Annotated in this window: 17 protein-coding genes and 1 pseudogene; 12 read left to right on the top strand and 6 right to left on the bottom strand. The window is 36.6% G+C overall.

Features of this window, described 5'->3' with window-relative positions:
- The first annotated feature begins 606 nt into the window (after positions 1-606).
- The 12 genes from CUB63_RS15865 to CUB63_RS15810 all read left to right on the top strand — a co-directional run bounded on the left by CUB63_RS15865 (position 607) and on the right by CUB63_RS15810 (position 12,791).
- Entirely contained in the window at positions 607-1,977 is a 1,371-nt protein-coding gene (locus CUB63_RS15865; RefSeq protein WP_109400457.1) for a sucrose-specific PTS transporter subunit IIBC, read from the top strand.
- A complete protein-coding gene (locus CUB63_RS15860) occupies positions 1,978-3,375 on the top strand; it encodes a sucrose-6-phosphate hydrolase (protein ID WP_072063954.1) in 1,398 nt (465 codons plus the stop codon).
- Positions 3,376-3,444: 69 nt separating this feature from the next.
- Complete coding sequence (locus tag CUB63_RS15855) at positions 3,445-4,458, top strand: LacI family DNA-binding transcriptional regulator (RefSeq protein ID WP_109848480.1); 1,014 nt, start codon at positions 3,445-3,447, stop codon at positions 4,456-4,458.
- A 156-nt stretch (positions 4,459-4,614) separates the two neighbouring features.
- Positions 4,615-5,328 carry an AzlC family ABC transporter permease gene (locus CUB63_RS15850; RefSeq protein WP_072063952.1) on the top strand — a complete coding sequence of 238 codons (714 nt, stop codon included), beginning with the start codon at positions 4,615-4,617 and terminating at the stop codon, positions 5,326-5,328.
- The gene (locus CUB63_RS15845; protein WP_006536773.1) at positions 5,325-5,639 is read left to right on the top strand and encodes an AzlD domain-containing protein; all 315 of its coding nucleotides are present in this window, start codon (positions 5,325-5,327) and stop codon (positions 5,637-5,639) included. Before CUB63_RS15850 ends, CUB63_RS15845 begins: the two co-directional genes overlap by 4 nt.
- A gap of 314 nt (positions 5,640-5,953) precedes the next feature.
- Positions 5,954-7,198 carry a PfkB family carbohydrate kinase gene (locus CUB63_RS15840; protein WP_109848479.1) on the top strand — a complete coding sequence of 415 codons (1,245 nt, stop codon included), beginning with the start codon at positions 5,954-5,956 and terminating at the stop codon, positions 7,196-7,198.
- Positions 7,198-8,142, top strand: a complete 945-nt coding sequence (locus CUB63_RS15835; RefSeq protein ID WP_109848478.1) for a tripartite tricarboxylate transporter substrate binding protein — start codon at positions 7,198-7,200, stop codon at positions 8,140-8,142. Before CUB63_RS15840 ends, CUB63_RS15835 begins: the two co-directional genes overlap by 1 nt.
- A 31-nt stretch (positions 8,143-8,173) precedes the next feature.
- The gene (locus CUB63_RS15830) at positions 8,174-8,611 is read left to right on the top strand and encodes a tripartite tricarboxylate transporter TctB family protein (protein WP_109400451.1); all 438 of its coding nucleotides are present in this window, start codon (positions 8,174-8,176) and stop codon (positions 8,609-8,611) included.
- 15 nt (positions 8,612-8,626) lie between these two features.
- Entirely contained in the window at positions 8,627-10,117 is a 1,491-nt protein-coding gene (locus tag CUB63_RS15825; RefSeq protein WP_109848477.1) for a tripartite tricarboxylate transporter permease, read from the top strand.
- A 143-nt stretch (positions 10,118-10,260) separates the two neighbouring features.
- Positions 10,261-11,256 carry a dihydroxyacetone kinase subunit DhaK gene (locus CUB63_RS15820; protein WP_109848476.1) on the top strand — a complete coding sequence of 332 codons (996 nt, stop codon included), beginning with the start codon at positions 10,261-10,263 and terminating at the stop codon, positions 11,254-11,256.
- A gap of 2 nt (positions 11,257-11,258) precedes the next feature.
- Entirely contained in the window at positions 11,259-11,861 is a 603-nt protein-coding gene (locus tag CUB63_RS15815; RefSeq protein WP_006536785.1) for a dihydroxyacetone kinase subunit L, read from the top strand.
- An 18-nt stretch (positions 11,862-11,879) separates the two neighbouring features.
- Entirely contained in the window at positions 11,880-12,791 is a 912-nt protein-coding gene (locus CUB63_RS15810; RefSeq protein ID WP_109848475.1) for a dihydrodipicolinate synthase family protein, read from the top strand.
- A gap of 115 nt (positions 12,792-12,906) precedes the next feature.
- Here CUB63_RS15810 and CUB63_RS15805 read toward each other — a convergent pair.
- From CUB63_RS15805 to glgX, 6 genes and pseudogenes are all read right to left on the bottom strand, one after another.
- Positions 12,907-13,155 (bottom strand): annotated as a pseudogene (locus tag CUB63_RS15805) (pyridoxal-phosphate dependent enzyme); the annotation flags it as partial.
- Between the two features lie 113 nt (positions 13,156-13,268).
- Complete coding sequence (locus tag CUB63_RS15800; RefSeq protein ID WP_109848474.1) at positions 13,269-14,021, bottom strand: type III secrection system effector, WxxxE family; 753 nt, start codon at positions 14,019-14,021, stop codon at positions 13,269-13,271.
- Positions 14,022-14,258: 237 nt separating this feature from the next.
- On the bottom strand, positions 14,259-16,709 hold the full coding sequence (gene glgP / locus CUB63_RS15795) for a glycogen/starch/alpha-glucan family phosphorylase (protein ID WP_109848473.1): 2,451 nt from the start codon (positions 16,707-16,709) through the stop codon (positions 14,259-14,261).
- 44 nt (positions 16,710-16,753) lie between these two features.
- Positions 16,754-18,187 (bottom strand): glycogen synthase GlgA, encoded by a 1,434-nt coding sequence (gene glgA, locus CUB63_RS15790; RefSeq protein WP_109848472.1) that lies wholly within the window; start codon positions 18,185-18,187, stop codon positions 16,754-16,756.
- Positions 18,184-19,533: a glucose-1-phosphate adenylyltransferase gene (gene glgC / locus CUB63_RS15785; protein WP_109848471.1), complete on the bottom strand. Its 1,350-nt coding sequence runs from the start codon at positions 19,531-19,533 to the stop codon at positions 18,184-18,186. Before glgC ends, glgA begins: the two co-directional genes overlap by 4 nt.
- Positions 19,534-19,554: 21 nt before the next feature.
- The gene (gene glgX / locus CUB63_RS15780) at positions 19,555-21,624 is read right to left on the bottom strand and encodes a glycogen debranching protein GlgX (RefSeq protein ID WP_109848470.1); all 2,070 of its coding nucleotides are present in this window, start codon (positions 21,622-21,624) and stop codon (positions 19,555-19,557) included.

Raw genomic sequence — 21,624 nt, 5'->3', positions numbered from 1 at the left:
TGTTGTTAAAAAATAACCACTTTAACGTAGGTAATAAAACCCAACTGTTAATGTGGATACTACGTATTTCCTAAAAGTTGTAGTTGCTTTACATCAAAGAAAAGTGATTTATAACAAGAGTTACCAGTTTTTAAAGGTTACCTTAAGTTTATGTATTAGCTATATTTAATCATTTGATTAACATCTTTGTATAAATAAATACATACCGATTGGTTAAGTGTTCTGATGTTATCAGTAACATTTTTAAAGACTGCTTATTCATTTCTATCTATATGATTTTGTTAGTTCAATAGTCATTTTTGTCTAATACTCAAAAGTCATTTTTAGAAGCTATAATTATCTAACAACCGATTAACCTGTTTAGCTAAACAAAAAATTAAAATTTGTTTAGCTAAACGTTATTTTTAACTATTTTTAAAAGTCAAAATATGATTAATAAATGTACTTTTTTGTAACTTGGATCACAATTAAAAGCCCTTTAACTGAGTTTTCATTGCTATCTTGAATTGATTTTTATTTAATCTAATTGTTAGCTAAACCGATTTAGTTTTTTTTGATTAAACTAAATACTCGCTACATAAATAAAAAAGAATCACAGAGGCTATGATGAATATTGAAAAAGTGGCTCACCAGCTTGTACCTTTATTAGGTGGTGCTGAAAACATCGCAAGTGCAGCACATTGCGCTACGCGCCTAAGGCTTGTTCTTGTTGATGACTCAAAAGCAGATAAAGAAGCAATAAACAAATTAGAGGGGGTGAAAGGGTGTTTTAGTAATGCTGGGCAGATCCAAATTATCTTTGGTACTGGCTTAGTCAATAAAGTACATGCTGCCTTTATTGCTGCGGCGGGCATTGGTGAATCAAGCAAATCCGAAGCAGCTAATATTGCGGCTAAAAAGCTCAATCCATTTCAACGAATAGCAAGACTGCTCTCTAATATCTTTGTGCCCATTATTCCTGCCATTGTGGCGTCAGGTTTATTAATGGGGCTACTTGGGTTAATGAAAACTAACCAGTGGGTGAGTCCTGATAATGCACTCTATATCATGCTTGATATGTGCAGCTCTGCGGCATTTATTATTTTGCCTATTTTGATTGGTTTTACTGCGGCAAAAGAGTTTGGCGGAAACCCTTATCTTGGTGCAACACTCGGTGGTATTTTAACGCATCCTGCATTAACTAATGCATGGGGTGTTGCCGCTGGCTTTAACACCATGAATTTCTTTGGGTTAGAAGTTGCCATGATTGGTTACCAAGGTACTGTTTTCCCTGTATTACTTGCCGTTTGGTTTATGAGTGTATTGGAAAAACAATTACGTAAAGTTGTTCCTAATGCTCTTGATTTAATTATCACACCATTTTTAACCGTTATTATTTCGGGCTTTGTGGCGTTATTAGTCATAGGGCCTGTTGGTCGCCTTTTAGGTGATGGTATCTCATTACTATTAAGCACCTTAATTACACAAGCGGGTTGGATAGCAGGGCTAATTTTTGGTGGCCTTTATTCTGTGATTGTTATTACGGGTATTCACCACAGTTTTCATGCTGTCGAGGCGGGTTTATTAGGTAACCCTAATATTGGCGTTAACTTTTTATTGCCGATTTGGGCAATGGCGAATATTGCTCAAGGTGGTGCTTGTATTGCTGTTTGGTTTAAAACTAAAGATGCAAAAATTAAAGCAATCACAATCCCATCAGGTTTTTCCGCGATGTTAGGTATCACTGAAGCGGCAATTTTCGGGATTAATTTGCGTTATGGAAAACCTTTTATTGCTGCGTTAATTGGTGGTGCAGCTGGGGGCGCTTGGGTTGTAGGCTCACATGTTTATATGACAGCTGTAGGATTGACTGCTATTCCGGGTATTGCAATCGTGCAAGCTGGTTCAATTATGAATTATATTATTGGCCTTGTGATTGCCTTTGTGACTGCGTTTGTTATCTCTCTTTTGCTTAAATACAAAGTGGAGTCTGCATAAATGAACACAAACGAAGAGTTATCTGCGATTTTACAATCGGTCATGCGTAATAGCGCTAACGCCATAAAAGATAAATATTATCCACATTGGCATTTAGCGCCAGTAACTGGATTATTAAATGATCCCAATGGGTTTTGTTTTGATGGTGAATATTATCATCTGTTTTATCAATGGAACCCTTTGTCTTGTGAACATAAACATAAATGTTGGGGTCATTGGCGTTCAAAGGATTTGATTACTTGGCAGCATCAACCTATTGCTTTACTGCCTGATGAAATTTATGACAAAGATGGCTGTTATTCCGGTAGTGCTGTGATCCACCAAGGGCAATTAACTCTTTGTTATACCGGTAATGTCAAATTTGAGGATGGCTCTCGTACGGCATGGCAATGTTTAGCCGTTGAAAATCAGCAGGGAGGTTTTGATAAGTTAGGGCCTGTATTAGGGCTTCCTGATGGCTATAGTGGTCATGTCCGTGATCCGAAGGTTTGGCAATATAATGATATCTGGTACATGGTATTAGGCGCACAAAACTTAGATAAACAGGGTAAGGTTTTGCTCTATCGTGCATCTCATTTATATCAATGGCAATTAGTCGGTGAGTTAGCTGGAAGTTATGTAGGGGGCTTAAAGGATGCGGGTTATATGTGGGAATGCCCAGATCTCTTTGAGCTTAATGGACATTTTATTTTATTAACTTGTCCCCAAGGTATAAAAAGAGAGCAACATCGATTTTTAAATTCGCATCCCAGTGCTTATTTAATAGGAAGCTTTGATTATTCAACATTACAATTTCAGCATGGTGAACTAATCGAACTAGATGCAGGTTTTGAGTTTTACGCACCTCAAACAACATTAGCGAATGGCAGACGTCTATTATTTGGTTGGATGGGAGTTCCTGATGGTGAAGAGATGTATCAACCAACTATTGCTAATGGTTGGATACATCAAATGACTTGCCCTCGTGAATTACATATAAAAGAAAATAAGCTTTATCAACAACCTGTAAAAGAGTTACAGCAACTCAGACAAAATCCAGCATATTGGCAGGGTATTGCTGATGATGCACCAGACATTAACGGATTTTTGTTTGAACTTGAAGTAGCGTTATTCGGCTCTCTGACTATTCATTTTTCTGATACTCTTGCTTTAATTATTGAAAATAACCAAGCCGTGTTAAAACGTCGTAGTGTTAAAAATGGAGAATGGCAATCACGTTTCTGGTCTGGTGATATAAAACATCTTCAAATATTATGTGATAACTCTAGTGTGGAAATTTTCTTTAATGGTGGTGCCGGTGTGATGAGCAGCCGTTTTTTCCCTTCAGAAGAGCAGACAATCTGTTTCTTGGGAAAAGACACAATAAACCTCACAACTTGGCAATTAAAGAATGCATGACTTAATTAAATACAATTATATAAACGATAAAATAGTCTACGCTCAGCGAATGTAACATTAAGTTGAATAATAGTGAAAAAACAAAAACGTATCACGATCACCAATATTGCAAAATTAGCAGGCGTTTCAAAAACAACGGCAAGTTTAGTATTAAATGGCCGAGGTAAAGAAATGCGCGTTTCTGATGATACTATTGCGCGTATTACGGCTATTGCTGAACAATATCAGTATCAGCCTAATATTCATGCTCGCTCTTTACGTGATAATCGTAGTTATGCATTAGGATTGGTTATTCCTGATATTACTAACTATGGTTTTGCTTCTGTGGCGTATGAACTAGAAATATTATGTAGAGAAGCGGGTATTCAATTACTTATTTCTTGTACTGATGAAAATGCGGCTCAAGAAACGCTGGCGATAGAACATCTCTTATCACGTCAAATCGATGGTTTGATTGTTGCCTCATGTTTACAAAGTGATGTTGAGTATCAGCGTTTGAGTCAACAAATTCCAGTTGTGTTATTTGACCGTTATTTTGAAGGAACAACGCTGCCTTTTGTTGTCACCGATTCAATAACTACGACACAACAACTTATTGCTGAGATTGCTTCAACAAAAGGTATTGATGAATTTTTTTTCCTAGGTGGGCAATCAACGCTTTCACCAACTAAAGATCGCCTTTTAGGTTTTACGCAAGGACTTTCACAAGCACAAATCAATCTAAAATCCGAGTGGATCATTCATGGACATTACCACCCAAGTTCCGGTTATGAAATGTTTGGCTCTTTGTGTGCCTCTTTAGGGCGCGCGCCTAAGTTTGTTTTTACGTCTGCTTGTGGCTTATTGGATGGCGTGTTGCGTTATCTAAGTCAAAATAAAATTATGCAAAATGAAGTCTATTTAGCGGGTTTTGATGATCACTATTTGTATGATTCATTATCAATTCCAATAGATACTGTTGCACAAAATAATCCTGAATTAGCATCACACTGTTTCCGACTGGTTATGGGATTAATTAACCAGACAAACTTAGAAGTTCATCAAATTTTTGTTCCAGCAAAAATACACCAACGACATGGGTAAGGTTAAGCAATTTTATGCAAGCTGAATATTTACATCACACTTTTTTACATCACACACACGAAAGCTTTTAATAGCAATTTTATACAATCCCATTTATCTTTACTGACTGATAATCATTCTCCATAGAATTAATGTATTAGACGTGAAGACAGGTAAATGGAAAAAATCAAAAATAACACTGAAGATAAGCAAACCATGCGTGCCTTTGGTTTAGGCGCTTTGCATGTTTTGCCTTTATGCCTTGCGGTGATCCCTTGGGGAATACTCGCAGGTTCAATGGCGGTTGATGCAGGATTAACTTTTGCACAAAGTATCGGAATGTCTGCCATTATTTTTGCAGGTGCGGCGCAATTAGTAACATTAGGGTTAGTTGTTTCTGGTGCAGGGATGCTGACCATTATTGTTTCTGTCTTTTTTATTACCGCCCAACATCTTTTATATGGTTTAACCTTACGCCCCCATGTTGCTCATTTAAAATGGTATCAACGTATTACGATAGGTTTCTTATTAACGGATGAGCTTTTTGCGGTTTCAGCACAACCTAAAGTGAAACTAACACCTGCTTATATGATCGGTGCAGGATTATGTTTTTATTTAGCATGGGTGGCGGTCAGTATTGTTGGCATTATTATGGCAAGCCAAGTTGCTGATTTATCGCGTTATCATCTTGATTTTTCTATTGTTGCCACGTTATTGGCAATTGTGATCCCGTTAATAAAAACATTTAGTACATTAGTGGGTGTTATTGTCTCTTTTTGTCTCTCGATTATTTTCAGTTGGTTGAATATAGAAGGTGGCGTCGTTATTGGTGGGTTAACAGGCATGTTTGTTGCTGTTTGTGTTGCTAGAGTCAGAGGGGAACAAAAATGACATGGTCGTTATTATTAATTTTGGCACTCGTCATTTTCCTGTTGCGTTATTTCTTTCTTGAACCGGCGATCCCCGTCAAATTGCCGTCAGTGATCAGGCAAGCATTAGGCTATTCTGCACCTTGTTTATTAACCGCCATTTGTGCACCCATTGTACTGTTAGAAAAAGGTGAATTTAAAGGTATTTTAGATAATCCTTATCTTTGGGGAACCTTATTATGTGTAGGATTAGCGCTTAAAATACGCAATACATTAATGGTGGTTTTACTGACCTTAGTGGGCTTTTATCTGCTTAATGGCTTATTAAACTAAATACCAATGTGATTTTATTTAACATGATATTTACATTTCAAAACTATCATTTCTTGTAATAATATAAGTCGTTATTTTATCAGCCGTCTTTGAACGGCTGATCTTACCTCTCTTTTCTTAATCACTATTCTTTATTCGACTCGTTTCACCTCTCATTTTTAACGTATACCAATTGATGTTATGTTAAAAAAATGTGATCTAAATTGCTTCGATTTGGTTTTGCTTCTGTTTTTGGTTTTTTGTTTTGAATACCATCGCAGAATCACAGACCTGATCTCCTTATTCTCGTTAGCAATGATACGGAGGCACTTTATATGTTTTCAGAAGAACGGCGACAGGAAATTTACACCATCATCAGGGAACAAAAGAAAGTTAAAGTGGCTCAACTTGCGGAAAAATTCAGTGTCACATTGGAAACTATTCGCAGTGATTTGAAATACCTTGAAGGAGAAGGGTTGATCAAACGTTGTCATGGTGGCGCCATACTAGGGAAACAAGAAATTAAAAAAATAAGTAAATTTAGTGATAGTTTTGATATTTCATGTTTATTGCACGATTTATTAATCGTAAGAGAACGAAAAGATAGAAAGCCTGAAGGCAAAGTCTGTGTGCTTGGGTCGTTTGTAGTAGATATTATTGCTAATGTCGAATCTTTTCCAAAAGTCGGTGAATTAATTAATTCAAAAAGCAATTCGATAGGCCCTGGTGGTAAAGGAACAAATCAGGCGATGGCAGCCAGCTTTTCTGATGCCAAAGTCCATTTAATAACGAAAGTCGGTGAAGATCATTTTAGTAAATATGCTTATAAATATTTACAAGAAAGCGGCATTGATTCTTTCACTATTTTTCAAACAGAAATAGAGCCGACAGGCAGTTCTATTAGCTATTTAGCAGATAAAACACAAAACAATATTACAGCAACTTATTTAGGGGCGAATAATACATTCTCAGATCAAGAGATTGATATTTCATTGCCTTATGTAAGTGAAGCGGATGTGTTATTGCTTCAAGGCGAAATTAATATAGATGCCAATATTAAAGCCGCCTTATTTGCTAAGTCGGTTAACAAGATCATCATATTGAATGTTGCGCCTTATAACGAAAACTTAAAACAACTTTATTCACATCTTGATTTTATTACCTTAAATGCGAATCAAGCATCACATTGGGCTGATATTGAAATAAATGATATTAATGACGCTAAACAGGCTATTGGTGTTATCTCAGGTGATGAAAACAAGAAAGTCATTATTTATATGGATGAGCTTGGTGTGGTTTATTTTGATGGTCGAGCCACATTCCATATTCCACCTATGCCATCGTTACGTGTGGATACGATGGCAGCAACAGATGCGTTTAATGGCGCATTTGCATCAAAGATAGCAGCAGGAGGCACAATGCATGAGGGTGTATTATTTGCCAGTGCTTTCCTCTCTGCATTTATAGAACAAAAAGGCGTAACAGCAATGCCGGTTCTTTCCCAAGTTCAGGCTCGCCTTAAATCAAGGCTTGAAGATATTCGGCCACAAATAATCTGCAATGAGAAAAGGTGCATATAATGAAAAAAACACTTCTGGCATTTACCCTATGCAGTTCCATTTTTACACTTCCGGCTTTCGCTCAATATCCTGAAAAACCGATTACTATTGTTGTTCCTTGGGCTGCGGGCGGTAATACCGATACGGTTGCACGTTTAGCAGCAAAAGGGCTACAAGAAGAGTTGGGCGTCACTGTTAATGTGGTTAATAAAACAGGTGGCAGTGGTGTTGTAGGTCATGATGCCATTAAAAATGCAAAACCTGATGGCTACACATTAGGAATTGCAACGGTTGAAATTACCATGATGCATCATCAAGGGATGACTAATTTAACGTATCAAGATTACACACCGATTACGCGTCTTGCTGTTATTTATGGTGGATTACAAGTTGGGAAATCTTCGCCATTTAAAAATGCACAGGAAATTATTGATTACGCGAAAGCCAATCCGGGTAAATTAAAAGCTTCCGGTAGTGGTTTAAATTCAATCTGGCATTTGAATACTATTGGTATGTTGCGTGCAGCTGGATTACCCGATAATGCTATTCGCTTTATTCCTTCTCAAGGTGCGAGTGCGGCATTACAAGAATTAGCATCAGGGGGTGTTGATATAGTGACATCTTCATTAGGTGAAGCCGACAGTATGGTAAAAGCGGGATTAGTAAAACATATGGCCATTATGTCCGATGAGAAATCCGCTTTTTATCCTGATGTCCCATTATTTAAAGAAGCCACACCTTATAATTGGGATTTACAAGCATGGAATATGTTAGTTGCACCTAAAGGGTTAGATAAAGAAGTACAAGACAAACTTACTGCTGCAATGAAAAAAGTGTATGCCTCTGGTGAATTAGCCGAGTTTGCAAATAAACAAGGATTTGAAGTTATTGAACTATATGGCGATGATGCCACTCAATTTATGGCCAATGAAGATAAAAAGTTTGGCGAAATTATAAAGAAATAACTGAGGAAACGGCTGAACAACAGCCGTTTTTATGCCTATGCTAAATCGTCATATTCTATCGCTCATATTTTGTTGCTTTGGTTTATTTCTTATTGTTTATAGTGCGTATTCATTAGGTGATTTTAGTGAATATGGTGCCGCATTTATGCCTTCTATTATTGGCGGTGGCATGATTATATTTTCATTAATAGATATATTTTCACGCAATCAAGAAAGTGATATTCCATTAGTAACGTGGCATGAAATAAAGTTTGTGTTATTCATTATTGGCATTATTCTTTTTTATGTGCTTGCATCTGATTATTTAGGATTTATTTTAACTGGGTTAATTATTACAGCACCACTAATGATGAAATATGCAACAACAAAACCTATATATAGTTTTATTATTTCAGCCAGTGTAGTGTTAGGAGTGTATTACTTATTTACCGCTGTACTGTTAGTACCGCTACCTCAGCTATTTTCATAAATAGAGAACAACAGTATGGATATATTAATTAGCGCACTTGCTTATATTGATTACACAACAATATTTGTCGTTATTGGTGCTTGTTTATTTGGTTTATTTGTTGGTGCAATTCCCGGGTTAACATCAACAATGGCTATCGCATTAATGGTGCCATTTACTTTTTTTCTTGATCCCATTCCTGCATTAGCTTTAATGATTTCTGTCGGAGCGTCTTCTATATTTGCGGGGGATATCCCAGGAGCCTTATTAAATATTCCGGGTACGCCTGCATCGGCAGCTTATACCAATGATGCACATACCTTAGTTAAAGAGGGTAAAACAAACCGTGTATTAGGTATGTCGTTAACAAGCTCTGTGATTGGTGGTGTTATTGGCACGATTATATTAGCCTCAACAGCACCCATTTTAGCTGAGTTTGCTTTAAAATTTAGCTCTTACGAATATATGTGGTTGTCTTTAATCGGTTTAAGTTGTGCAACTATTGTTTCAGGTTCACATATTCGAAAAAGCTTATTAGCACTGTTTTTTGGTATTGCATTAGCCACCATTGGTTATGATGAGTTTACAGGTCAAGCCCGCTTTACTTTCGGTGAAGTTTCTTTAATGCAAGGAGTCAGCTTTATTCCGGCAATGATAGGGTTATTTGCTATTTCTGGTGCTATCAAATATTACGTTGAACGTTGGAAAGAAAAACAAATTACATTAACAGAAATGCATGTGGAAAATAACTCTTACAATATCTTTAAAGGTGTGGGAAGTGTTGTTCGTCAACGTAAGGGCGGTATTTTCCGTAGCGGAATAATAGGAACATTAATTGGTGCTTTACCCGGCGCGGGAGCCGATATTGCAGCATGGATCTCTTATGCCGTTTCAAAGAAACTCTCTAAAAAACCAGAGAAATATGGTCATGGCTCTGAGGAAGGTATTGTTGATGCTTCAGCGAGTAATAATGCAAGCTTAGCCGGAAGTTGGATCCCATCTCTAGTCTTCGGTATTCCCGGTGATTCTGCGGCTGCAATTATTATCGGTGTACTGTATATGAAAGATATGCAACCAGGGCCAACACTATTCTTATTTAATCCCGATAAATTGTATGCTGTTTTTATTATCTTTTTTATTGCTAATATTGTTTTACTGCCGATTGCTTTTATTGTTGTCAATTTATTGAAGAAGATTGTTGCTATTGATAATGCGATTATTTACCCAGCAATCATTCTATTTAGTATCGTTGGTTCATATGCAATCACAAATACGATGTCTTCTATTATTGTTATGTTAGTAATGGGTGTTATCGGTTATTTCCTTCAAGAACGTAAATTCCCCATATCACCTATTATTTTGGGCATGATCTTAGGACCAATGTTAGAAAAAAATTTACTCTCATCATTAATGAAAGCTGATGGTGACTTAATTAACTTTGTTAATAGACCTATTTCGATGGTATTAGCCAGTGTGTTTTTATTTATTGTTATTATGCAAATTAGAGGTGCATTTAAAGCTAAATAAATAACCTATTTAATATTAACTATTTAATAATAAGCATTTATTTATAGAGAGATACTTTTTAAGCATCAGGGAAAACTCATCTTAAATAAAATTAATTTAGGATGTCAGAAATCAGTAGATAACTAAAAATATCGGGTGATCGCATGAAGAAAATATTAAATAAACCAGAAAATTATGTCGATGAAACATTAGCAGGTTTATGCCTTGCTCATAGTGATATTTATCGTCAACCACAGCCAAGATTGATTACTCGTTCAAAAAAAACAGATAAGCCGAAAGTGGGTATTGTAACAGGCGGAGGTTCTGGTCATTTGCCAGTATTCACCGGATATGTCGGTAAAGGCTTATTAGATGCAGCTGCTGTGGGAGATGTTTTTGCTTCACCTTCCGCCGATTTAATGGCAGATGCTATTCGTGAAGCCAATAGTGGCTTAGGTGTATTGCTACTTTATGGCAATTATGGTGGCGATATTATGAATTTTGATATGGCAACTGAAACGGTTGATTTTGAAGATGACATTCGTTGTACAACTGTTTTAGCTACTGACGATGTCGCTTCTGCAAAGCCAGAAGAAGCGCACAAACGCCGTGGTGTTGCTGGGATGATTTATGGTTTTAAAATGGCGGGCGCCAAAGCTGAAGAAGGGGCAACACTTGATGAAGTCACGCGTATTGCTCAAAAAGCCATGGAAAACACCCGAACTATTGGTTGTGCGTTGACATCTTGCACCTTACCCGCAGTAGGGCATCCTACTTTTGAAATTGGTGAAGATGAAATGGAAATGGGTATGGGTATTCATGGCGAACCGGGAATTTGGCGTGATAAATTACGCAGTGCAGATGATATTGCACAAGAGATGTTTGAGCGCTTACAAACAGAATTATCATTAAAAACTGGTGATAAAGTCTCTGTATTAGTTAACTCTTTAGGCGCTACACCATTAGAAGAACTTTATATTTTGTACAACAAAATTGCACAGCTGATTGATCAAGCGGGTGCAACAATTGTGCATCCATTAGTTGGCCGTTATGCCACTTCTATGGAAATGACGGGAGCAAGCTTAACGTTGTGCAAATTAGATGATGAGCTAGAAATTTTGATGAATGCACCAGCTCATTGTGCATTTTGGAGGGTATAGCGATGACTATTACGCTTGAAATGCTCAAACAAGCGGTGAACCGAATCGCTATCGCTTGCGAAAAATTTCAACCAATGTTGTGTGAAGCCGATAGTCGCCTAGGTGATGGAGATTTGGGGATCACCATGCAAAAAGGCTGGCGACAAATTGCAGACGATTCACAAGATTGGCCTGATGATCTAAGCAAAGCACTTTTTCAATGCAGTAAATCATTACAAAAAGCTTGTGCATCTTCTTTTGGCACATTGCAAGCAACCGCTTTTATGGCAATGGCAAAATACTGCAAAGAAAACCAAATTAAAGAAATATCGTCTTCCGACATTTCACCACTATTAACCGTTGCATATCAAAGTATGATGGCGAGAGGAAAAGGGGAATTAGGACAAAAATCCGTACTCGATATTCTTTACCATTTATCTGAAGCACTGAAACCATTAGCTATCGATGATCTAAAAGTAGCGGCCTTACAAAGCGTCGAAAGTACACTTACTGAATTTCGTCAAAAACCTAATTTATTAGGTCGAGCGCGTATGTTTCCAGAAAAATCTATTGGTTTAGATGATCCTGGCATGTTGGCAATTAAAGTTATTGTTGAAGCAATCTGATTTAATAAAGGTCTTAATATGAAAAAATTATTTGGCGTTACAGTGGCAATGGTTACTCCGTTTGATTCAAATGATCAAGTCGATATTAAAGCATTATCTGCATTAACTGACATGCTAGTCACCAAAGGCGTTGATTGCCTTTATCCTTGTGGTACAACAGGGGAAATGTTGCGTTTATCTGCATTAGAACGTAAAAATGTTGCGAAAACCGTTGTTGAAACAGTGAATAAGCGTTTACCGGTCTTTATTCATGTTGGCGCAATGACATTAATCGAAACCATTGAATTAGCGAAACATGCCGTTGAAATTGGTGCCGATGGTATTGGTGTGGTGACGCCACAATTTTTTGGTGCGACAGATAGAGAATTAGAAAACTATTTTGTGACAGTGGCAAATAGCGTACCAGATGATTTTCCTGTTTATTTGTATAATATTCCACAATGTGCCGCAAATAATATCAAGCCAGAATTAGCGGCAAAAGTACAACAACAGTGTAAAAATGTAATTGGTATTAAATACAGTTTTGCTGATAACAATACAACATTAAGTTATCTTGCGATTGCAGACGGTTTTTCAGTCCTTCATGGCTACGATAAATTATTCTTAGGTTTATTAGATGCAGGCTGTGACGGTACGGTTTCAGGTTGTGCATGTGTATTCCCTGAGCCATTTGTGAATATGTATAAAGCCTATATTGCAGGTGATCATCAAAAATCAAAACACTGGCAACAATTTTGTGTGAAATTTAGTGATGCACTTAAGTCTGGCGCGAATATGGCAATATTTAAATCAGCATTAACTATGCGTGGTTTAGATGGCGGTCATATGCGTTTGCCACAGCTCGATTTATTGCCTGAAGAAAATCAAAAATTAAAAGAGAATTTAACGCAATTGTGTAAAGACGCGGGGATCACTTTTTCACTTAATTAAAAAAGACTAAGCAAAAAACACCTTCGTTATCTTAATTGAATGGCAATATATTTATGATTTTAAGCAGTATGAAAAACAATCCATACTGCTTTTTTTAATTGTTAATAATATCTTTTTATTGTGCTAAAAAACGACCATATTGCGCAATATCGACATTACCACCACTAATAATAATGCCTATTTTCTTTCCTTTTAATTTATCACCAAATTGACGAGCTGCCGCCAAACTTAAACACCCCGTTGGCTCTACAATTATTTTCATTCGCTAGGCATAGAACTGCATAGCCGAAATTAATTCTTCATCTGTCACGGTTAAAATATCGTTCACATTGTTACGAATGATCTCAAAAGTATAATTGCCTAGCAAGGGTTTCAATATTTTGTAGTGTAAGATGTGGGGCCATTGTGCTTTTAAAGTAGATAAAACGTACATCCAATTATACATAATATCTAGTATTAGATTAATAGTTTGTTTTTTCACAAAAAAGCAAGAGTATGTTTATAATAAGGAGAAGGTTGAGTTAATTCATCTTTAGGAGTAACCAATGTTCGTTCAGCTATTTCTTTAACTGCTTCTTTTATTTTAGAAAAATCAACTTTATTTTCTGATAAGAAATTATAAATATATTCAGTTATTAAACAATAATTTTCATATTTTAAATATGAATTCTCAGAGCTCCCCAATTCATCTATTGCTTTTACGACTTCAGGGATATCTTGTAAATGTTGGATCATTGTACTTTGCGCAGCATTCTCATCTAAATTTAGATTAAATTTTTTAGAGATTAAAAAAAATAAAATTTGTTTAGTCTCTTTGTTTATAATAACTTTATCTCTTTTATATAAATTATCAATAGTCCGATTAATTATAGAAGAAGGAAGAATTTTTTTTTCATCTTTCCACCAGCCTGATATATCTTTATCTATTTTTTCATAAGCTTTATTTAATAGTTTTATTGATTTTTCTTTGTTTTCTTTACTAACTCTGTAAGAAGATATTTCTGTAGGTGTATAAGTTTTTAGTATTTTTGATAGTAAGGCGCGACTAATTTCTGTAATATTTACACTAACTTTCTTTCCATTACAACCACTAGGAATGTCTATTAAAGGGGTGTTTTTAATATCTTTAATATTATTTAAAAGTTTTACATAACCTTTTAAATTATCGTTATTAAAAACATTTTCTGCATTTTGTCTTTTAATTGCAAAGATATTTGAAATACTTTTCATAAAAACTCCTTTTTTTATTAAAAGAAATTTTGACAGAAAAAATAATAAAATATTTCATAAATAAAACAAATTTTCTTAATAAAAAAGAAGTGAAGATATAATATCTCTTTTTGAATCTATTTTAGAAACTGTAAGACGTTGCGCTTACCGTATAAAAATGTGTTTTGAATGTTCCAAAATAGTAACCGAGCAATAAAGCGCAGTTACTGTTCTACCCTTAGAAATTTAGCTTAGTTTTTACAATGTAATCGCAGAAGCTTTCCAAATTCGTTGCATATATTCTGTTACCGCACGATCCGCAGAAAAATAGCCCATCTGACAGATAGTTAACGCCGATTTTTTCAACCAAGCCTCTTCATCTTGATAGAGAAGATCAACACTATCTTGAGTATCAACATAGCTACGATAATCGGCTAATACCTGATAATGATCGCCAAATTCAATTAAGCTATCGAAAATTGATTTGTACTTATCAGGATAAGTTGGATTAAAGAAACCATTAGCTATTTGATTAAGCGCAGTATGTAACTCAATATCTTCATCGTAATAGCGACGAGGGGAATAACGCTGTCTTAACTCTGCCACTTCTTGTGCATTGTGGCCAAAGATAAACATATTATCAAAACCAATATGTTCACCAATTTCAATATTAGCACCATCAAGTGTGCCGATGGTTAATGCACCATTTAGGGCTAGCTTCATATTTCCTGTACCAGAAGCTTCTGTTCCTGCTAATGATATTTGTTCAGATAAATCTGCCGCTGGGATAATATGTTGCGCTAAACTTACGCCGTAATTAGGAATAAAGATCACTTTTAGTTTGTTTTTAATACGCTCGTCATTATTAATCTTGCTTGCAATATCGTTGATAAGATTGATAATTTTCTTCGCGTTATAATAAGCTGATGCAGCTTTACCGCCAAAAATAAATACGCGAGGCACCCAGTTTTTATCTGGATTTTCTAAAATGCGATTATAACGAGTGATAATGCCTAACACATTGAGAAGTTGACGCTTATATTCATGAATACGTTTTATTTGCACATCAAATAGTGCATTAGGATTAATATCAATATTTAACTCATCCTTAATGAGCAGAGCAAAACTTTGTTTATTGATACTTTTTGAATCTTTTAATTGGTGCAAGAAATTTTTATCTTTTATCAATGGCATTAATTCACCCAATTGCTCTAAATTTGTTCGCCAATTTGTACCAATATGGCTATCAATTGTTTTAGAGAGAGAAGGGTTTGCTAATGCCAACCAACGACGTGGTGTGATCCCATTAGTTATATTGCAAAATTTCTTAGGATAGATCGTCGCAAAATCAGCAAATAAAGATTGCACCATTAATTGGCTATGAAGTTCAGAAACCCCATTAACCTGATGACTAATAATAACCGCTAACCATGCCATACGGACATTACGACCATTTTCTTCATCAATAATAGAAACACGACGTAATAAGTCGTTATCATTAGGATATTGTTCTCTAACTTGCTTTAAGAATTTATCATTAATTTGGAAAATAATTTGTAAATGACGAGGAAGCGAACGACCTAGCATCTCAACAGGCCAAGTCTCTAATGCTTCACCCATTAATGTATGGTTGGTATATGAAAATATCTGAATAGTTTGCTTCCATGCCTCATCCCAGCTAAATTCATGCTTATCCATCAATTGACGCATTAACTCAGGAATAGCCAGCACTGGATGAGTATCATTCAGATGAATTGCAATAAAATCTTTTAGATTATCAAAGCGTTGATGCAGATGGTAATGACGTTGCAAAATATCTTGAACAGAAGCACTCACTAAAAAATATTCTTGTTGTAAACGCAACATTTTACCTGACATTGTTGAATCATCAGGGTAGAGAATACGAGAGATATTTTCAGAGCGATCTTTTGCTTCGGTTGCCTCTAGATATTCACCTTTATTAAATTTACCTAAGTTAAATGCAACATTTGATTTGGCTGACCACAAACGAATAGTATCTGTCGCTTGTGTGTTATAACCCGGAACAATAGAATCATAAGGTTGTGCTATAACATTGAAGGTATCAACCCAATAACTTTTCTCACCTTCTTGTTGTAAACGCCCACCAAAATCGACTTCAAATTGCAGATCATAACGAGGGAATTCCCAAGGATTACCTTTTTCAAGCCAGTTATCCGCAACTTCATGTTGTTCGCCATCTTTAATTTGCTGGCGGAACATGCCGTATTCATAACGAATACCATAACCTGTAACGGGATAACCTAGTGTGGCACAAGAATCAAGAAAGCAAGCAGCTAAACGACCTAAACCACCATTTCCTAAACCTGGATCTGGCTCAAGTTCGATTTGCTTTTCAAGATCAAGTCCTAATTCTTTTAATGCTTCTTTGACTTCGTGATAAACACCTAAAGAGAGCATGGCGTTTGTTAAAAAGCGCCCCATAAGAAACTCCATCGAAATGTAATAAACCTGTTTTACTTTCGGTGAAAGTTCCGCTTTGGTCGATTTTAACCAACGTTCAACTAAACGGTCTCTGATAGCATAAGAAGTTGCATTTAACCAATCTGTTGGTGTTGCATATTTGGGCGATGTACCAACGATAAACATTAGTTTGTAAACAATAGAACGCTTTAATGATTCAATATCTTTATCCGGGGATAGATAATCAAACTCACATAAATTTTTCATTATAAATCTCTTTTATGATCCACTGGTTCAAATAGACTTCATGTCTATAAATGTTGATACAGTGTTGCATACGTTTTCGCAGCGGTTTCCCAACTAAAAATAGTTTGATTCATGCCATCAGTTTGAGTTTGTTTCCACTGCTTTGGCATACTCCATAAGGTAAAGGCACGATTTATAGCCTGACGTAGAGAATCAGGTGTCGCATCATAGAAAACAAAACCCGTAGCTTGGTGATGCGCTAAATTTTCTAATGAACAATCATTAACCGTATCGGCTAATCCACCGGTGTGTCTCACTAAAGGTAAAGCGCCATATTTCAAGCCATATAACTGAGTTAACCCACAAGGTTCAAAACGACTAGGCACCATAATTACATCAGCGCCCGCGACAATTTGGTGTGAAAAGCTTTCATCATAGCCAATATGAACTGCTACATTTTGCGGATATTGTTGTTGTGCGTGTAAAAATGTTGCTTCAAGATGACTATCACCAGTACCTAATAAAACAAATTGACCACCTTGTTTAGCGATATCTGGGAGCGTTTCAATCACTAAATCGAGCCCTTTTTGCGAAGTTAAGCGACTTACAGCCGCAAAAAGAGGGGCATTGTTGTTGACAGGTAAACCACATTTTTTCTGTAATACGGCTTTGTTATCTAAACGCATATTCAGGTTTTGAACATCATAACGACGCGTAATTAACCTATCTATTGAGGGATCCCAAACCTCCTCATCAATACCATTTAAAATGCCACTTAATCGCTGTTCATAAGCACGTTGACGCAATAACCCCTCTAAGCCGTAACCACATTCGTGAGTGGTTATCTCCTTGGCATAAGTTGGGCTGACAGTCGTAATATGGTTAGCATAAAAGAGGCCTGCTTTTAGGAATGAAATTTGTCCGTAATATTCCAATCCATTAATTGAAAAACAGTAATTAGGTAATTCAAGTTGATGCAGATGATAAGGTGAAAACTCACCTTTATAAGCCAGGTTATGAACAGTAAAAACAGATTTTGCAGAGTAATGTTTAATCGCTAAATAAGCACAAGCTAGTCCTGCATGCCAATCATGGGCGTGAACAATATCCACTCGCCATAAAGGATCCAACCCCGCTGATAGTTCACTGGCAACCCAACCTAATAGGGCAAAACGAAAAACATTATCATCATAAGCATGTTGATGTTGATCGTGATAAGGACTACCTGTACGTTGATAAAGATGAGGTGCATCAATAAGATAAATATCAACGCCTCGGTATTGTCCGTAAAGCAGAGAAATATTACCTGCAAATGTATCGATATTAGTTACTAATTTGAGTTCGGGAATATTATCTTTGATAGCAGGATATGCTGGAATAACAACCCGTGCATCTAAACCGATCCTTTTCTGCGCTAAAGGCAAAGAGCCCATAACATCGGCTAATCCCCCTGTTTTTAGCAGAGGGAATAATTCAGAACAACAGTGAAGGACATTCACGAAAATGCCTCCTCATTTTGAAGTTTTTGTTCTGCACTTTTTTCTATTGGATTTTCTTTTTCTTTACGTGCTAATTGCTCCAGCATTTCTCTTGTTACAAGCACGATACCTTCTTCAGTGCGGTGGAAACGTGCAGAATCTTCTTCAGCATTCATCCCAATAACTGTACCTTCTGGAATTGTACAGCTACGTTCAATAATGCAGCGTTTTAAATAGCAATGATGGTTCACTGTCACATCAGGTAAAATGACAGAATCTTCAATGTGGCAGAAAGATTCAACGCGAACTAATGGAAATAGAACAGATGAATAGAGCGTTGAACCATTGATAATACAACCGTCAGCAATCAGCGAGTTCATCATTTGTCCATGTTCATCATGATTATCTTGAACAAACTTGGCTGGCGGTAAAGAGGTTATAAAGGTGCGGATTGGCCAATCTTTTGCGTACATATCAAGCTCTGGTGTTACAGAAACTAAATCGAGGTTAGCAGACCAATATGCTTCAATGGTTCCTACATCGCGCCAGTAGGGAGGAACTGAAGGGTCTGAGTTGACACAAGAGAGTTCAAAAGGGTGCGCAAGAACATCACCACGTTTCGTGATTTTAGGAATAATATCTTGGCCAAAGTCATGGTGTGAATTTGGATCACGGCTATCTTCTTCTAATAAATCAAAAAGGTAATCTCTATCAACCACATAAATGCCCATACTTGCTAATGAGTGTTCAGGATCATTCGGAATACAAGGCGGGTTTGATGGTTTTTCTAAGAAATTAAGCACTCTACGATTTCCATCGATATCCATAATACCAAATTGGAATGCATTTTTTTTAGGAACACGAATACAAGCTACAGTGAATTTTGATTTGTGTTCAACATGATCAAGCAATAAACGCGCATAGTTCATTTTATAAATATGGTCGCCAGCTAAAATCACGACATATTTTGCTTGGTAGTTACGAAGAATATCGAGATTTTGATAGATAGCATCAGCTGTACCCATATACCAATGTTCAGTATTACGGCGTTGCTGGGCGGGTAATAAATCAACGAACTCATTCATATCTTCATTGAAGAATGACCAACCACGCTGAATATGTTGAACCAGCGAGTGCGATTGATATTGGGTGATTACACCAATACGACGGATCCCAGAGTTAAGACAATTTGATAACGTAAAATCGATAATTCGAAATTTTCCACCAAAGAAAACCGCCGGTTTTGCACGTTTTGAAGTCAATGCTTTTAAACGCGTACCACGACCTCCCGCTAAAACGAGTGCAATTGCCTCTTTAGGGAGTTGTTGTGCCAACATTAATTTTTGGCCTTGTTCTGTAGTCATCATAGTTATAGCACTCCAATCAAATCACTTAATCTGGGAGGAAATAATGGGTAATTTTTTAGTAGAAGACTGAGTATAAAAAACACGCTTTCGCCAAAGAGTGATACTGTTAGGTTGTACTTCACAATGTTCAAATTGAGCCGGATGACAATCAGGCCAGCTAGTCGTATCAAGCAAGCAAGACCAATACCCTTCAGGTAAAGAAAAAACTATGCTGTTTCTTAATGGGTTAAACATTAAGATCCATTGTTCAGCGAAAAGAAGTTGTAATGGTGATGGGGGAAGTTGTTGCCAATCTTCATGGCTCATAGGTTGAGCATTCTGATTTAACCAAATAATATTTTGGCTATCTTCCTCCCACCATTTAAGCGAACTTAAAGGTGTAATTTGGTGACGTAATTTAATGAGATGGTGAATGTAATCAGTTAAGTTGTAAGGCCGTTTAAACCATTTGATCCAACTGACTTTATTATCCTGACAATAAGCATTGTTATTACCATATTGCGTATTACCCACTTCATCACCAGCGAGTAAATGAGGTGTTCCTCTAGAAAACAGTAAAGTTGCCAGCATATTCCTTGTTGCAAGCAATCTGTGTTGATTTGTTTTTTCGTTAACTATCAAACCTTCTTCACCAAAATTCACACTATAATTGGTGTTATGCCCATCTAAGTTTGATTCACCATTCTCCTCGTTATGTTTATTCTGATAACTCACTAAATCTCGCAGTGTAAAGCCATCATGGCTCGTTATCATATTGATACTAGAATAGGGAGGCCGACCGTTTTTATGGTATAACTTTGCAGAGCCCGTAATATTGTCTGCAAATGTCGCAATAGAGACGTCACGCCACAACCAAAAACGACGAATAACATCGCGATAGCTATCATTCCATTCTGTAAATGGAACAGGAAAATTACCAACTTGATAACCATCAGAGCCTAAATCCCAAGGCTCCGCAATAAGTTTAATACGAGATAACAGCGGATCTTGCCGTATCGCTGTTAGTAGTGGTGATTGAGTATCAAAATAAGGGACTCGACCAAGACTTGTCGCTAAATCAAAACGAAAACCATCAATATGAAATTCTGTCACCCAATAGCGTAGGCAATCCATCACCCATTGCACCGTTTCAGGGCGGTTTAAATTGAGTGTATTACCACAACCCGTCCAATTTTGAGCTTTGTTTTCGTCGTTTAGCCAATAATAGCTTTGGTTATCAATACCACGTTGCGAAACAATATAACCTTCAAATTGATCACTTAATTCCGCAGTATGGTTAAATACCACATCTAAAATCACCTCAATATTGGCTTTATGTAAGCATCTTACGGCTTCCCGAAATTCATCAATAATATTCCGACCTAAATTAGAATAATATTGAGTCGATAAAGCGAAAGGCGCTAATACGTTATAGCCCCAATAGTTTTTTAAACCAATTTTATGAAGATGTGGCTCTGTTAAATGATATTGAATAGGCAGCAATTCTAATGCCGTAATACCTAGTTTTTTCAGATGTGAAATAAAAGCAGGATGCCCTAATGCTGCATAAGTACCCTGTAAATTTTCGGGTATTTCAGGATGCAGTTTTGTCAGTCCTTTTACATGTCCTTCGTAAATAATAGTTTCTGACCATGGCGTATTTAATCGCTGATAAGTGCCTTTTTCTTTATAAAAATGGCAAAAGCAACCGCTATCATCCGTAATAACTGCTTTAGGTGTAATCGCACTATCATCATGCTCTAATGCATTAAAAACAGGAGAGGTGTAAGGTAATGTATTGTCAACAATACCTGTCACTTGTTTTGCATAAGGATCTAATAATAGCTGCTGAGGTTGATAGAACAATCCTTGATCAGGGTTCCATTCGCCTTCTACACGATAACCATAATGTAACCCAGGTCCAGCACCGGGCAAATATCCATGCCAAATTGCGCCTGTTTTACCCGGTAATGGGTAGCGGATCTCTTTGCCTGCTTTATCAAACAGACAAAGAATGACTTTAGTGGCGTTTTCACTAAAGAGTGTGAAATTTACGCCATAGCCATCATAATGACTCCCCATAGGAAAAGGACGCCCATAATCTAAAGACAT

It is taken from the genome of Proteus penneri (assembly GCF_003144535.1).
Classification (GTDB): domain Bacteria; phylum Pseudomonadota; class Gammaproteobacteria; order Enterobacterales; family Enterobacteriaceae; genus Proteus; species Proteus penneri.
The sequence above is the reverse complement of the archived record's forward strand: the minus strand, read 5'-3'. Positions and strand labels throughout refer to the sequence as shown.

Bases quoted from the DNA above. Each gene is read 5' to 3' on its own strand.
- CUB63_RS15865 (WP_109400457.1), top strand. From the start codon at position 607: ATGAATATTGAAAAAGTGGCTCACCAGCTTGTACCTTTATTAGGTGGT.
- CUB63_RS15860 (WP_072063954.1), top strand. From the start codon at position 1,978: ATGAACACAAACGAAGAGTTATCTGCGATTTTACAATCGGTCATGCGT.
- CUB63_RS15850 (WP_072063952.1), top strand. From the start codon at position 4,615: ATGGAAAAAATCAAAAATAACACTGAAGATAAGCAAACCATGCGTGCC.
- CUB63_RS15845 (WP_006536773.1), top strand. From the start codon at position 5,325: ATGACATGGTCGTTATTATTAATTTTGGCACTCGTCATTTTCCTGTTG.
- CUB63_RS15840 (WP_109848479.1), top strand. From the start codon at position 5,954: ATGTTTTCAGAAGAACGGCGACAGGAAATTTACACCATCATCAGGGAA.
- CUB63_RS15835 (WP_109848478.1), top strand. From the start codon at position 7,198: ATGAAAAAAACACTTCTGGCATTTACCCTATGCAGTTCCATTTTTACA.
- CUB63_RS15830 (WP_109400451.1), top strand. From the start codon at position 8,174: ATGCCTATGCTAAATCGTCATATTCTATCGCTCATATTTTGTTGCTTT.
- CUB63_RS15825 (WP_109848477.1), top strand. From the start codon at position 8,627: ATGGATATATTAATTAGCGCACTTGCTTATATTGATTACACAACAATA.
- CUB63_RS15820 (WP_109848476.1), top strand. From the start codon at position 10,261: ATGAAGAAAATATTAAATAAACCAGAAAATTATGTCGATGAAACATTA.
- CUB63_RS15815 (WP_006536785.1), top strand. From the start codon at position 11,259: ATGACTATTACGCTTGAAATGCTCAAACAAGCGGTGAACCGAATCGCT.
- CUB63_RS15810 (WP_109848475.1), top strand. From the start codon at position 11,880: ATGAAAAAATTATTTGGCGTTACAGTGGCAATGGTTACTCCGTTTGAT.
- CUB63_RS15800 (WP_109848474.1), bottom strand. From the start codon at position 14,021: ATGAAAAGTATTTCAAATATCTTTGCAATTAAAAGACAAAATGCAGAA.
- glgP (WP_109848473.1), bottom strand. From the start codon at position 16,709: ATGAAAAATTTATGTGAGTTTGATTATCTATCCCCGGATAAAGATATT.
- glgC (WP_109848471.1), bottom strand. From the start codon at position 19,533: ATGATGACTACAGAACAAGGCCAAAAATTAATGTTGGCACAACAACTC.
- glgX (WP_109848470.1), bottom strand. From the start codon at position 21,624: ATGTCTTTAGATTATGGGCGTCCTTTTCCTATGGGGAGTCATTATGAT.